This is a genomic window from Alloactinosynnema sp. L-07 (genome assembly GCF_900070365.1).
Classification (GTDB): domain Bacteria; phylum Actinomycetota; class Actinomycetes; order Mycobacteriales; family Pseudonocardiaceae; genus Actinokineospora.
On the sequence record NZ_LN850107.1, the window covers coordinates 2,986,882 to 2,999,583 of the forward strand.

Sequence of the window (12,702 nt, forward strand, 5' to 3'; positions counted from 1 at the left end):
GGACGGTCGCGGCGTGCGATTGACTCGGCGCGCACCTCTGTTGTCCGGCGGCGCACGTGGGTGCGCCGGGGTCACCATCCGGACACGCGCCCTTGACGGGGACGCCACCGACGAGTGAGTCTGCGGGTCACGGGGTTCACGGGGTCACCACGAGTGAGGTCGGATGAGCTATGCGCTGAGCACCACGGGAGTCGCGCCCGCCGACCAGTTCCCGCTGTGGGAATCGGCTGTCTCGCACACCTTCGTGCCGCTGCGCGCCTCCACGACCGCGGTCGGCCCGTTCCGGGGTCGGCTGCGCGGACGGAGCCTGGGCAACGTCGGCGTGTTCGAGGCGACCGCGGACGCGCACACGGTGCGCCGAACGTCGCGCACCATCGCCGCGGCCGACCCCGAGTTCTACAAGCTCAGCCTCCAGTTGCACGGCACGGCCCAACTCGCCCAGGACGGGCGGCAGGCGGCGCTGGCGCAAGGCGACTTCGCCATCTACGACACCACCCGCCCCTACACGCTGGCGTTCGACGACTTCTCCTCGACGCTGGTCCTGATGTTCCCGCGCGACATGCTGTGCCTGCCCGCCGGGCACGTGGCGAACCTGACCGCGACCCGCTTCACCGGGACCGCCGGGGTCAGCGGCATCGTCAGCGCGACGCTGGTGAACCTGGCCCGCAACCTCGACGATCCCGAGGTCAGCGGCAGCTTCCGGCTGGCCCGCAACGTGGTCGACCTGCTCGGCACCGCGCTGGCCGACCGCGTCGAGTACGCCGATGTGCCTGCCGAGTCCGCCAGGGCGGCGCTGCTGGTCACCATCAAGTCCTTTGTGGAGTCCCACTTGGACGACCCGACGCTGGCACCGTCGGACATCGCCGCCGCGCACCACATCTCGACCCGGTACCTGCACAAGTTGTTCAGCGAGGCCGGAACCACCGTGTCCGCCTACATCAGACACCGACGGCTGGAGCACTGTGGACAGGACCTGGCCGACCCTGGCAAGCACCGGCTGTCCATCGGCGTCATCGGCGCCCGCTGGGGCCTGCCCGACGCGTCCTACCTGAGCCGGGCGTTCAAAACCGAGTATGGCGTGTCGCCCAGCGAGTACCGCAGGCGCGGGATCATGCTGCGCTGAGCACGCCCGGTCAACGGCCATGCACGCGTGGCCAAGTCGGCGGCCACACCGGTTCGCACACTGTCCATCATGCGCACCACGAACCTCTACATCGACGGCGAGTGGGGAGCCGGGGCCGCCGGTCCGCTCACCACCGCCGACCCAGCCACCGGCGCCCCGCTGGCCGCCTGCGCCACCGCGGGCCCGGCCGACGTCGACGCCGCCGTCGCCGCGGCCCGCGCCGCCCTGGCGGGCTGGGCGGCCACCCCGCCCGCCGACCGGGCCCGGATCCTGTGGCGGATCGCCGACCTGATCGACGCCAACGCCGAGGAGCTCGCGCTCACCGAGACCCTCGACCAGGGCCAGCCGCTGTCGGTCTCGCGTGCGGTGAGCGTCCCGGGGGCGGCGGCGCACTTCCGCTACTTCGCGGGCTGGTGCGACAAGATCGACGGCGCCGCCCGGACGGTGTCTTTCCCGGACACCCTCCAGTACGACCGCCGGGTGCCGGTCGGGGTCTGCGCGCTCATCGCGCCGTGGAACTTCCCGCTGATGATCATGGCGTGGAAGCTGGCGCCCGCGCTGGCGTGCGGGAACACGGCGGTGATCAAGCCCGCCGAGCAGACGCCGCTGACCACCGTGCGGCTGGTGGAACTGTGCGCCGAGGCCGGGGTCCCGCGCGGTGTGGTGAACCTGCTGACCGGCGGCCCGGAGACCGGCGCGGCGATGGTCGCGCACCCTGGCGTGGACAAGGTGTCGTTCACCGGCTCGACGTCGGTGGGCGCGCGGATCGCCGCCGTCGCGAGCCTGAAGCGGGTGACGCTGGAACTCGGCGGGAAGACGCCAGTCGTGGTGGCCGCCGACGCCGACATCGACGCCGCCGTCGCGGGCACCGTGGCGGGCGGGCTGCTCAACTCCGGCCAGGTCTGCGCCGCCTACGCCCGCGTGTACGTCGACCGGGCCCGGCGCGACGAGTTCGCCACGAAGCTGGCCGCCGCCGTGGCCACGCTGCGCCTCGGCGCGGGGACCGACCCGGAGGTCGACCTCGGCCCGCTGGTCAGTCAGGAGCACCGGGCCCGAGTGGACGCGCACGTGCGGCGGGCCGTCACCGAGGGCGCCGTCCTGGTCACCGGCGGATCCGCGCCGGCCGGCCCCGGCTGCTTCTACCGGCCGACGGTCTTCGCCGGGGTGTCGGAAGAGATGGCAGTCGCCCGGGACGAGGTGTTCGGCCCGGTCGTCGCCGTACTGGACTACGACGACGAGGACGAGTTGCTCACCCGTGTCAACGCCTCCCCGTACGGCCTCGCCGCCGCGGTGTGGAGCGACGACCTGCGCACCGCCCACCGGCTGGCCGACGGCATCCGCGCGGGCGCGGTGTTCGTCAACATGCCGTGCGTCCCGGACCCGGCGGCCCCGTGGGGCGGCTTCGGCGCGAGCGGCGTCGGCCGGGAGATGGGGCCGTACGCGATCGACGCGTACACCGAGGTCAAGGGCGTCTGGGTGAACCTGGGCGGCGGCCGGTGACGCCGTTCTGGGTGGCAGGCCGTCCGTGCGACGGGCCGACCGCCGTCGAGGTCCGCGGTCCGTGGGACGGCGGCCTCGCCGGGGTGACGTCGTACGCGAGCGCCGCGCAGGTGGAGGGCGCCGTGGCCGCGGCATGGGAGTCGCGGCACCTCGACGTGCCCGCCCACGTCCGCGCGGACGCCCTCGACCACGTGTCGCGTTCCCTGACCACCCGGGCGGAGGAGGTCGCGGCGCTGGTCACCGCCGAGTCCGGCAAGCCGATCACCTGGGCCATGGCGGAGGTCGCCCGCGCCGCGGCGACCTTCCGCTGGGGGGCGGAGGAGGCCAGGCGCTTCTCCGGCTCCATGCAGCGGCTCGACACCGACGCGGCCTCCACGGGCCGGGTGGCCCTGATCCGGCGGGTGCCCCGGGGCCCGGTTCTGGGCATCACGCCGTTCAACTTCCCGGTCAACCTGGTCGCGCACAAGCTCGCGCCCGCCATCGCGGTGGGCGCCCCGGTGATCATCAAGCCCGCGCCCGCCACTCCACTGTCGGCGCTGTTGCTGGGGTCGCTGCTGGCCGAGACGGATCTGCCCGGCGGCCTGTGGTCGATCCTGCCGGTGCCGAACGAGTCGGCGCCCGCGCTGGCCGCCGACGTCCGGCTGCCGCTGGTGTCGTTCACCGGCAGCGACAGCGTCGGCCACGCCATCCGCGATGCCAACCCCGCCAAGCACATCGTGCTGGAGCTGGGCGGCAACGCGGCGGTGATCGTCTGTCCCGATTGGACGGACTTGGACCACGCCGCCGACCGGATCGCGCGGTTCGGGACCTACCAGGCGGGCCAGTCGTGCGTGTCGGTGCAGCGGGTGTACGCCCACCGCTCGGTGTACGCGCTGCTGCGCTCCCTGCTGGCCGACCGCCTCGCGGCCCTGCCGGTCGGCGATCCCCGCTCGGCCGCGACCCACGTGGGCCCGCTCATCGACACCGCCGCCGCCGACCGGATCACCGGGTGGATCGATGCCGCGGTGGCCGCGGGTGCGACCCTCGTGACCGGCGGCGGCCGGGACGGCACCACCGTGGCCCCGACCTTGCTCACCGACGTCCCACCGACGTGCGCCTTGGTGACCGAGGAGGCCTTCGGCCCCGTCCTGGTCCTCACCCCGTACGACACCTTCGACGAAGCGGTGACCCTGGTCAACGCGTCCCGCTACGGCCTGCAGGCGGGCGTCTTCACCCACGACATGCGCGTCGTGGCGGCCAGCGCGGACCTGGAGGTCGGCGGGGTGGTCATCGGCGACGTGCCGACGTACCGGGCCGACCAGATGCCGTACGGCGGCGTGAAGGACTCGGGGACCGGCCGCGAGGGGGTCGCGGCGGCGATGGACGACCTGACCGAGCCCCGGGTCACGGTCTTGACCGGCTGGCGACTCTAGCCCCAGTCCGGGTCCGTTCCCCGGGTGAGGCGCGCGAGCGCGCCGATGCCCGTGGGATCGGTGGGGCGGATGAGACCCGCGCGGGCGGCCACGCCCGCGGTCTCGCCGCGGGTCTGGCAGTCCAGTTTGGTCAGCAGGCGTTCGACGTAGGTTTCCACGGTGCGGCGGGAGACGACCAGGATCTCGGCGATGGCCTGGTTGCTCAGGCCCGCGACCAGGCCCGTGGCCACGTCCAGTTCCCGCGCGGTCAGCCCCAGGGTGTTGGCGAACGGGGTGGTGGCGATGACGACACCGACGTGCGGCCCCTTGGTGACGCGCAGGAAGCGGCTGCGGTGCCAGCCGTCCGCGGATTGCCACAGGAAGGGCAGCGTGTCCGCGCGCAGGCGGGCGAAGGCGTCGGCCAGGGCCAGCAGGGCCGGGTCGTCGGCCACCGGCGATGGCTGCCTGCCGGGCACATAGGACACCGACGGGACCAGCCAGCTCGCCGCCCACTCCGGGCCGAACCAGGCGTCCAGACGCGGGCAGTGCAGCGGGTCGACGCGGCGGGCCATGGCGGCGCCGACGGAGGCGACGAACGAGCGGGTGGTCTCGTCGAAGGCGTGGCGGACGGGGGCGTTCATGTGCAGGACGCCGACGACGGTCCCCGCCGGGGAGCTCAGGGCGGCGGAAAGGCCGTCCTCGAACCCGGCGGGGGCCAGCCGGTTCTGGTAGTGCGGCGAGTCCCGGAAGTTGTGCGGCATGTCGTCCATGAGCAGCGGGGTCGGCGACTCGAACAGCTGGGTGCCCCACCGGGTGCGGGGCAGCTCGTAGGCCAGCTCGGTGCTGACGGCCCGGCTGTAGCCGTCCTCGGTGATGACGTGGAACCGGCGGTCGACCGGGTCCCACCCGGTCAGCTGGGTGGCACAGGCGCCGGGGAGGGCGCGGCGCAGCAGGTGCAGGACCTGGTCCCACTCGACCGTGCCCGCGGTGCCGAGCGCGGCGCCGATACGCACCGCTTCGGCGAGCAGCTTGTCGTCCATGCGCGCCTCCAAGGGGAATCCGCTGAAGCTAGTCGGCGGAAAGCGGCTCGGACAACCATTTGTACGCGGGCGGTCAAGGCCCTGTGCGCGCTCGTCCCATCCCCGGCACCCCGGGCCCGTCAGTGGCCGGTCGGGTCGACGATCCCCTGGTCGAGCCACAGGTCCGCGACGGCGTCGCGGATCTCGGCGCCGTGCTTCTCGGCCAGGGCCACCGCGGCCAGGTTCTCGGTGAGCTGCGCGACGCGGCTCGTGCCGAACAGGACGGTCGTCGTGGCCGGGTCGGCGAGGCAGAACGCGATGGCGACCTGGGCGGGCGTCGCGGCGAAGCCCTCGGCCAGCTCACCGAGTCTGCCCGCCGCCGCGACGATCCGCTCGCGGATGCCGCCAGGGTCCTTGCCGATCATTCGCTCGGGGGTGAGGTTGCCCGCGAGGATGCCGCCCTCCAGCACGTCGGAGGCCTCGATGGTGATGCCGATGTCGTCGATCAGCGTGCGGAAGGGCTCGCCGTCCGGGATGGAGCGGCGCACGACGCTGTACTTCAGCTGCGCCATCGTCGGACCCGGCACGCCCTGCTCCTCGGCCGCCTGGTGAGCGGCGCGGATGTGGTCGACCGACCAGTTGTTGACGCCCCAGCCGCCGAGCTTCCCGGCCGCCACCAGCTCGCCCAGCTGCGCGGTGAGCAGGCGCATGTCCGGCTCCAGGCCGAACAGGTCGCCCAGGACGGCGTAGTCGGCGTGGTCGACGCCGACGCGGAAGAGCAGGCGGTCGAGCTGATCACCCATGGACTGGCCGGGGAAGTAGTTGATCCACAGCTTGGCCGACAGCTGGTAGTCGTCCCGACTCAGGCCCGCCGCCTGGGTGATGCGCCCGAACAGCACGTCGGTGTAGGACTCGGGGACCGGCTTGCCGTCGATCGAGAAGCCGCCGTAGTAGCCGACATCGAAGAAGTCGATGCCGGAGTCCACCGCGTGCCGGACCATGTCGACGGCGTCGTGGAAGGGCATGCGGTCGTAGATGTGCCACGAGCCGAGGGAGAGCACGGACACCTCGGGGCCGGTGCGGCCGATGCGGCGCTTCGGGATGGTCATGCGGTTGCCTTTCCGGCGAACGCGCGGCGCAGTGCGGCCGCGGCCCGCTCGTGTGCGGTGGAGCTGATGCTGAGCTGGTCGACCAGCAGGGCGAAGAATCCGTGGATCTGGCCGTCGTAGCGGACCAGTTCGACCGGCACGCCCGCGTCGAGCAGCCGGTGGGCGTACTGCTCGCCCTCGTCGCGCAGGACGTCGAACTCGGCGGTCATGACGAGCGCGGGCGGCAGCCCGGACAGGTCCGGCGCCAACAGCGGCGACAGGTAGGGCGACTCCAGGTCCGCGGGCGCGGCCGGGTACTGCTCGAAGAACCACTCCATGCTGGCGCGGTCGAGGAAATGGCCGGTCGCGAAGTCCACATAGGACGGCCGGTCGCCCGGCGGGGCGGTGACCGGTGCGGCCAGAACCTGCAGCGCGATCGCCGGGCCACCGCGATCGCGGGAGATCAGCGACGCGACGGCGGCCAGGTTGCCGCCCGCGCTCTCCCCCGCCACCGCGACCCGCGACCCGTCGACGCCGTCCAGTCCCGCCGCCCACACCAGAGCGGCGTAGGCGTCCTCGGCGGCGGCCGGGAACCGGTGCTCCGGCGCGAGCCGGTAGTCCACCGACACCACGACCGCGCCGACCGACGCGCAGAGCACGCGGCAGGTGGCCTCGTTCTCGTCCAGCGAGCCGATGACCCAGCCGCCGCCGTGGAACCACACCAGCACCGGGAACGGGCCATCGCCCTGCGGCCGGTAGACCCGCACGGGCACCCTGCCATCGGTCGCGGTGTCCTCGACCGACCCCACCGGGCGCAGGTTCGGCGACGGCTGCCAGTTCGCGGCGAACGACGCCCGCATCTCCGTGGCCGACAGCGTCTGTGGGACCAGCCCGCCCGCCACCGCCGTCGCGTCGATCACCGCCTGTACTTCCGGGTGCAAGGGCATGTCAGTCCTCCTTGGTCTCGCCCACGCCGAACCGCCGCAGCACGGCGGCGGTCACGCGGGACACGTCGTTGTCGTCGCCCGCGTGCGACAGCGCGCCGCACCAGCCGATGGATCCGGTGGCGAACACGGCGCCGCCGCCGGGGGTGTCCAGCCAGGTCAGGTCGGCCCGCCGCCGGTCGACGGGGTCGCCGAGCGGGTGCGGGATGGCCGGACCGGTGTCGCCGGACATGTAGTTGTCGCCGAGCATCGCCCTGGCCAGCAGCACCACCCCGGGCGGGCTGCCGAGCAGCGGGTCGATGCCGTCGGTCTCGAACGAGGCCGCCCCGCCCATCACGGCGCCGTGGTCGCCCAGCGGCGCGGTGACACCGGCCATGACCGGGTGGTCGGAGTGGATCTCGCCGTAGGACCCGCCGGTCGCCATGCCCGCGGCGGTGGTGCCGATGCCGAAGAGCCGGTGCGGCGAGCGGCCACGCTCGGCCCACAGGCCGCCGGGTTCGCCGGTGCTGGCGAGCACCAGTTCACCGGGCTCGCACTCCCAGGTCCGCACACCGCTGTACCCGCGGCGCAGCTCGGCGATGTGCGGGGCCTGCGGCGCGATCGCGGTCACCCAGTACGCGCCATTGCCGCCGAGGTAGCCGAGGTTGCCACCCGCGTCGAGGTACGCGTAGGCACTGTCCATCATGGACGTCGTCCAGTATTCGGGGTGGCTGCCGGTGATCACGGCCCGGTAGCCGTCCAGAATGGACGGATCGGCGTGCAGGTCGTGGTCGGTGACCACGTCGAACGCGATGCCCTGCCTGCGCAGCCAGCCCACCAGGTGCAGGTCCTCGCTGTACTGGTGCGGGGACCGGGTGTAGCGGAACACGTGGTCGTCGCGCATCCCCAGCAGCGGCCGCAGCAGCGACGCGGTGGCCACGCCGCTGCCGTCGGTGTGCCGGTCGTACAGGCTGTGCAGCGTGTTGTCCCTGGCGAACGGCGCGGCGACCTCGGCCGGGTCCTCCGGCGCGAACGGCTGGAACAGGTGGTCGAGCGCGTACGCTAGGTAGCTCAGCGTCGGCACCACCAGGCACAGGTCGGCCTGCCGGGAGACCGGTCGCACGAACACCGGCAGCCGGTCCGTGCCCGCCGCCGACGCCAGCTCGACGGCATAGCAGCCGGTGGGCAGGTCGGACGGCAGGTCGAGGCGGTGGGCGTCCCAGCCGCAGTCGGACAGATCGTCGCTGTGGAAGTGCACGGCGCCGTAGCCGGTGTCGGCGAAGCGCCAGTCCAGCACCTGCCCGTCCCAGTCGGGTCCGGTGACCGCGCGCAGCGGGTGGTTGCGCAGCGTCCCATGGTGGCCGCCGACCACCTCCAGCATCCGGTCGCCCGCGATGCCGTGGGCGAGGTCCCAGTGCGCCCGCGGCACGTCGGCGCCGTCGGACACCCGGTCGAAGACCATGGGGCTCGCCAGCTTGCCGTCGAGGTGACCGGTCCGGACCCCGTCGACGAACCGTGCGGCCAGCAGGAGCGGGGCCGCCCCGGCGACCAGCGCGCCGCCGCCGGGCGCCACCGTCTCGTGGACCGGCTCCTCGTCGGTCAGCCGGTCGCGCGGGGTCACCGTGACCCGGACGCCGTCGGCGCCATGGGACCCGACGACCCGGTACCACCGCCGCAGCCGCAGCGCGGGCCCCGTGGCCCGGACGATCCCCGAGTCGGTACGGCAGGCGAACTCGACACGCCCGTCGGCAAGCAGGGCCAGCTCGGCGTGCGGGCCGTCGTCCGCGTCACCCTGGCTCACCAGGCCCGCCCGGTCGGCCGGGAGCGCCGTGGGCCACACCCACACCGCGAACGTCACCGCCGCGCCCAGGTCGGGCGGCCGGGAGACGTGACCGTAGGAACCGTGGTCGATGCTCTGGTGCGGCACCGAGACCGCCACCGGGTCGGTGAGCGGGGTGTGCACCGGATTCGCCCCGTCATGGTCGACGCGCAGCAGCCGCATGGTCACGTCCGGGTCGACGGAGCTGGCCGAGACGGCCACCGTCTCGCCGGGCGCGTAGTTGAGGCGGTCGGTGTAGCCGACGACGGCGGCGTGGGTGTGGTCGACGAGTCTGGCCACGGGTCAGCCCTTCAGCAGTTGGCCGCCCTCCACGGGCAGCACGGTTCCGGTGATGTGCGCGGCATCGGCCAGCAGCAGGACCGACGGCACGATGTCGTCGGTGGTCGCGATGCGGCCGAGCGGGATTCGGTCGGTCCAGTACGCCTTCGCCGCCGGGTCCGCCATGGCGGCGGCGGTCAGCGGCGTCTCCACCGGCCCCGGCGCCACCGCGTTGACCCGGATGCCCTGGGCCGCGTACTCCAGCGCGGCGGAGCGGGTCAGCGCGTTGACCGCGGCCTTGGTGGCCTCGTAGTGACCCAGGCCCACGGTCGGCTGGAACGCGCCCGCCGAGCTGATGTGGACGATCGCCCCGCCGCGCCCGGCCATGGCCGCAGCGACGACCCGGGTGACCAGGAAGGTGCCCCGGACGTTGACGGCGAGCACGGTGTCCAGCACGTCGACGGGCAGGTCGGCCATCGGTCCGCCGCCACCGACGACACCGGCGGTATGCACGCACACGTCCACCGGCCCCAGCTCAGCGCCGACCGTGGCCACGGCCGCCCGAACCGACGCCTCGTCCCGCACGTCCAGCGCCACGCCCAGCCCGCCGATCGCGGCGGCGTGCCTCGCGGCCGCCTCCGCATCGAGGTCGGCTACCGCGACCCGGTCTCCCAGGGCGGCGAAGGCGGCGGCGATCGCGCCGCCGATGCCGCCCGCGCCCCCGGTGACCAGGACCGTCCGCGCCATCAGACGGCCTCGGCGATCACGACGCGCGGGCTGCCCGGGACGGCTCGGACCTCGGACACCCGCCAGCCGGTCTCGGCCAGCCAGCCGCGCACCTCGTCCTCCGGGTACACCACGGTCCCGTCGATGACCAGGTACTCCCCCGCCAGCACGGGGTCGAGCCCGCGTCCGTCGGCGGCGTCGAGCAGGAAGTCCAGCACCAGCAGCGTCGCGCCCGGCTCGACGGCGCCGCGCGCGGCCCGCAGGATGGTCCGGTTCTGCTCGGCGTCGAAGCGGTGGATCACGTGCTCCAGCAGCACCGCGTCGTAGGTGCCGGGCACGGCGTCGGTCAGCGGGTCGGCCTCGGCGAAGGTGATCCGGTCGGCGACGTCGGCGGGCAGCGTGCCCCGGACCATGTCGAGGAAGTCGGCCGTGGTGACGAACGAGCCGCGCAGCCCGGGCACCTGCCGGGCCGCCTCGGTGAGGAACGCGGTCGACAGGCCGCCCAGGTCAAGCACGTTGGTGTGCGGGGAGAAATCGTAGACCTCGGCGAGTTGCACCGCGTGCAGCGAATTGTAGGTCTGCACGCCGCCCATGAAGGCGGCCATGTTCGACTCGTCCAGCACGAACGGGCCAGGCTTCGCCGTGCGCATCGACTCGGTGTAGTGCTGCCAGTGCGGGTAGGACATGGTGTCCCAGAACGCCAGCCACGGCCGCAGGTCCAGGCCGTCGCCACCGGCGAGGTAGGCCGAGGTGACCTCGGTGTTCGCGTAGACACCGTCCGAATAGGACACCAGGCCCATGCCGACCATGGCGTCGGCCAGGATGCGGGTCGAGCGCTCTGGGAGGCCCGCGCGCGCGGCCACCTCGGCCGACGTGCCGGGCAGCGCGGCGAACACGCCGAGCTCGGCGGCGGCGAAGAGCTGCTTGGCCGCCATGAAGCCGGACGCGGCGGCCACCAGCGGGGTCGGGTCGGTCATCACATCTCCATTCCGGGGTCGACGACGGCCTTCACCGCGGCCATCGACGCCATGTCCTTGATCGCCTGGTCCGCACCGGCCAGGCCCACTGGGTCGCCGTACATGGCGTCCCAGTCGAACCGGCCGCTGAAGGCGGCCAGGAAGCGCAGCGCGCGGGCGAGGTCGCCCACGTCGCCGTTGAGTGAGCCGACGACCCTGATCTCGCGGCTCATCACCACGTCCATCGGCACCGCGGACGCGTGCGGACCGGCCAGGCCGACCACGACGTGCGTCCCGCGCTGCCCGCACATCAGCACGCCCTCGCGGTTGGCGCTGGGCGCGCCCGCGAAGTCCAGCACCAGGTCGGCGCCGCGGGCTCCGGTCAGCTCCTCGACCATCGCCACCCGCTCGTCGGCGTCCGGCACGGCCGTCACGTCGATCGCGGTGTCCGCGCCGTAGGCCTTGGCCAGGTCCAGCCGGTTCGCCGGGGCGCCCAGGGTGATCACCTGACCCGCGCCCGCCGCCCGGGCCAGCGCGGTGCCGACCAGGCCCAGCGGGCCCGCGCCCTGGACGACGACGGTCGAGCCGGGCTCGACGCCGCCCGCGTTGGCGAAGGCGCGCACCACGGTCTTGACCGCGCAGCCCGCCGAGGCCGCCCACGTGTCGGGCATGTCGTCGGCGAGCACCAACCGGTGCGCGCCAGGCGGCACGTAGACGTACTCGGCCAGGCCGCCGACCACGTAGGGCCACTGGTCGGCGCGCTGGGCGAAGCCGTAGCCACGCTCGACGCACAGCACCGGCTCACGCAGCACGGCGCAGCCGTGGCAGTGCCCGCAGACCGACTCCGACCACACGATCCGGCTGCCGATCACCACCGGCCTGCCCACCGCGTCGCGCTCGTCCGGCGACCCGAGGGCCACCACCTCGCCAGCCATCTCGTGCCCGAGCACGATCGGCAGCGCCACGAACGGCATGACGCCCTGCCACAGGTGCGCGTCGGTGCCGCACAGCGTCGTCCGGGTGATTCGCACGATCGCCGCGCCCGCAGGCAGCTCCTCGGGCAGGGGCAGCTCGGTGAGCTCCAGCGGCGCGTTGAACGCGCGCAGCACGGCCGCCTTGGTCACGGTCGGTCTCATGCCGCCCCCTCACGGTCGAGGAAGCCGAGGACTCTGTCCCACGCGTCGGCGGCGTTGGCCGCCTGGTCGGGCAGCGCGCCGTCGAAGAACGAGTGCGGCGCGTCCGCGTAGAGGTGGAACTCGTACGGCACGCCCGCGAGCGCGAGGGTCGCCTTGAAGGCCCTGGCCTCGTCCTCTGAGGTCAGCATGTCCGCGCCGGCGGCCAGCACCAGGACCGGTGCCCGCATGCTCGGCACGAGGTCCGCGCACTCCGACGGCCTGCCGTAGAACCCGACCGCGCCCGCGAGCCGCGACTCCAGCGCCGACTGCGCCCACGAGATTGCCCCGCCGACACAGAAACCGACGGTGAACGGCGCCGCGACGCCGAGCGAAAGCAGGTGGTCGACCGCGGCGGTGACATCGGCCCCGGTCTGCTCCGGCCGCAGCCGCACGACGTGGGCGAACCCGTCGAAGTCGGGGCCGCGCTCGTCGACGTCGGCCGTGCGCCCGTAGTAGTCGAGCGCGACGGCGGTGACACCGGCCTCTGCGAAACGCCGGGCCAGGTCCCGGTAGAACCGGTGCAGACCGCGGACGTCGGGCAGGAGCACGACACCGCGACCGGTCGGCCGCTCGGGCACCGCCTGGTAGGCCAGGAAGCGGGTGCCGTCGGCCGAGGTGAGCCGCAGCTCCGCCTCGTCGGCGACGGCCCCCGCCGCCCCGGGCGGGGCGGGCGGGTGCGACTGGTCACCGTGACACATGGGTC

The 12,702-nt window shown here is 73.6% G+C and carries 11 protein-coding genes; 3 read left to right on the plus strand and 8 right to left on the minus strand.

Annotated elements, in window-relative coordinates:
- The first annotated feature begins 163 nt into the window (after positions 1-163).
- The 3 genes from BN1701_RS13220 to BN1701_RS13230 all read left to right on the plus strand — a co-directional run bounded on the left by BN1701_RS13220 (position 164) and on the right by BN1701_RS13230 (position 4,035).
- On the plus strand, positions 164-1,123 hold the full coding sequence (locus BN1701_RS13220; RefSeq protein WP_054048761.1) for a helix-turn-helix domain-containing protein: 960 nt from the start codon (positions 164-166) through the stop codon (positions 1,121-1,123).
- A 69-nt stretch (positions 1,124-1,192) separates the two neighbouring features.
- Complete coding sequence (locus BN1701_RS13225) at positions 1,193-2,623, plus strand: aldehyde dehydrogenase (RefSeq protein WP_054055826.1); 1,431 nt, start codon at positions 1,193-1,195, stop codon at positions 2,621-2,623.
- Positions 2,620-4,035: an aldehyde dehydrogenase family protein gene (locus tag BN1701_RS13230; RefSeq protein WP_054048763.1), complete on the plus strand. Its 1,416-nt coding sequence runs from the start codon at positions 2,620-2,622 to the stop codon at positions 4,033-4,035. The genes BN1701_RS13225 and BN1701_RS13230 overlap by 4 nt, the downstream gene beginning before the upstream one ends.
- On the opposite strand, the gene BN1701_RS13235 is transcribed toward BN1701_RS13230, so the two are convergent.
- The 8 genes from BN1701_RS13235 to BN1701_RS13270 all read right to left on the minus strand — a co-directional run bounded on the left by BN1701_RS13235 (position 4,032) and on the right by BN1701_RS13270 (position 12,697).
- Entirely contained in the window at positions 4,032-5,054 is a 1,023-nt protein-coding gene (locus tag BN1701_RS13235) for a response regulator transcription factor (RefSeq protein ID WP_054048765.1), read from the minus strand. The two genes, BN1701_RS13230 and BN1701_RS13235, sit on opposite strands and share 4 nt — an antisense overlap.
- Positions 5,055-5,173: 119 nt before the next feature.
- Complete coding sequence (locus BN1701_RS13240) at positions 5,174-6,142, minus strand: aldo/keto reductase (protein ID WP_054048767.1); 969 nt, start codon at positions 6,140-6,142, stop codon at positions 5,174-5,176.
- Positions 6,139-7,068 (minus strand): alpha/beta hydrolase, encoded by a 930-nt coding sequence (locus BN1701_RS13245; protein ID WP_054048769.1) that lies wholly within the window; start codon positions 7,066-7,068, stop codon positions 6,139-6,141. Before BN1701_RS13245 ends, BN1701_RS13240 begins: the two co-directional genes overlap by 4 nt.
- Before the next feature lies 1 nt (position 7,069).
- A complete protein-coding gene (locus BN1701_RS13250) occupies positions 7,070-9,163 on the minus strand; it encodes a N,N-dimethylformamidase beta subunit family domain-containing protein (protein WP_054048771.1) in 2,094 nt (697 codons plus the stop codon).
- A gap of 3 nt (positions 9,164-9,166) precedes the next feature.
- Positions 9,167-9,889, minus strand: a complete 723-nt coding sequence (locus BN1701_RS13255) for an SDR family NAD(P)-dependent oxidoreductase (RefSeq protein WP_054048773.1) — start codon at positions 9,887-9,889, stop codon at positions 9,167-9,169.
- Complete coding sequence (locus BN1701_RS13260) at positions 9,889-10,845, minus strand: methyltransferase (RefSeq protein ID WP_054048775.1); 957 nt, start codon at positions 10,843-10,845, stop codon at positions 9,889-9,891. The genes BN1701_RS13255 and BN1701_RS13260 overlap by 1 nt, the downstream gene beginning before the upstream one ends.
- On the minus strand, positions 10,845-11,960 hold the full coding sequence (locus BN1701_RS13265; protein WP_054048777.1) for a zinc-binding dehydrogenase: 1,116 nt from the start codon (positions 11,958-11,960) through the stop codon (positions 10,845-10,847). The genes BN1701_RS13260 and BN1701_RS13265 overlap by 1 nt, the downstream gene beginning before the upstream one ends.
- Entirely contained in the window at positions 11,957-12,697 is a 741-nt protein-coding gene (locus tag BN1701_RS13270; protein ID WP_054048779.1) for a dienelactone hydrolase family protein, read from the minus strand. Before BN1701_RS13270 ends, BN1701_RS13265 begins: the two co-directional genes overlap by 4 nt.
- Between the last annotated feature and the right edge of the window lie 5 nt (positions 12,698-12,702).

Coding starts and splice junctions, on each gene's coding strand:
- BN1701_RS13220 (WP_054048761.1), top strand. CDS start 164: ATGAGCTATGCGCTGAGCACCACGGGAGTCGCGCCCGCCGACCAGTTC.
- BN1701_RS13225 (WP_054055826.1), top strand. CDS start 1,193: ATGCGCACCACGAACCTCTACATCGACGGCGAGTGGGGAGCCGGGGCC.
- BN1701_RS13235 (WP_054048765.1), bottom strand. CDS start 5,054: ATGGACGACAAGCTGCTCGCCGAAGCGGTGCGTATCGGCGCCGCGCTC.
- BN1701_RS13240 (WP_054048767.1), bottom strand. CDS start 6,142: ATGACCATCCCGAAGCGCCGCATCGGCCGCACCGGCCCCGAGGTGTCC.
- BN1701_RS13245 (WP_054048769.1), bottom strand. CDS start 7,068: ATGCCCTTGCACCCGGAAGTACAGGCGGTGATCGACGCGACGGCGGTG.
- BN1701_RS13255 (WP_054048773.1), bottom strand. CDS start 9,889: ATGGCGCGGACGGTCCTGGTCACCGGGGGCGCGGGCGGCATCGGCGGC.
- BN1701_RS13260 (WP_054048775.1), bottom strand. CDS start 10,845: ATGACCGACCCGACCCCGCTGGTGGCCGCCGCGTCCGGCTTCATGGCG.
- BN1701_RS13265 (WP_054048777.1), bottom strand. CDS start 11,960: ATGAGACCGACCGTGACCAAGGCGGCCGTGCTGCGCGCGTTCAACGCG.
- BN1701_RS13270 (WP_054048779.1), bottom strand. CDS start 12,697: ATGTGTCACGGTGACCAGTCGCACCCGCCCGCCCCGCCCGGGGCGGCG.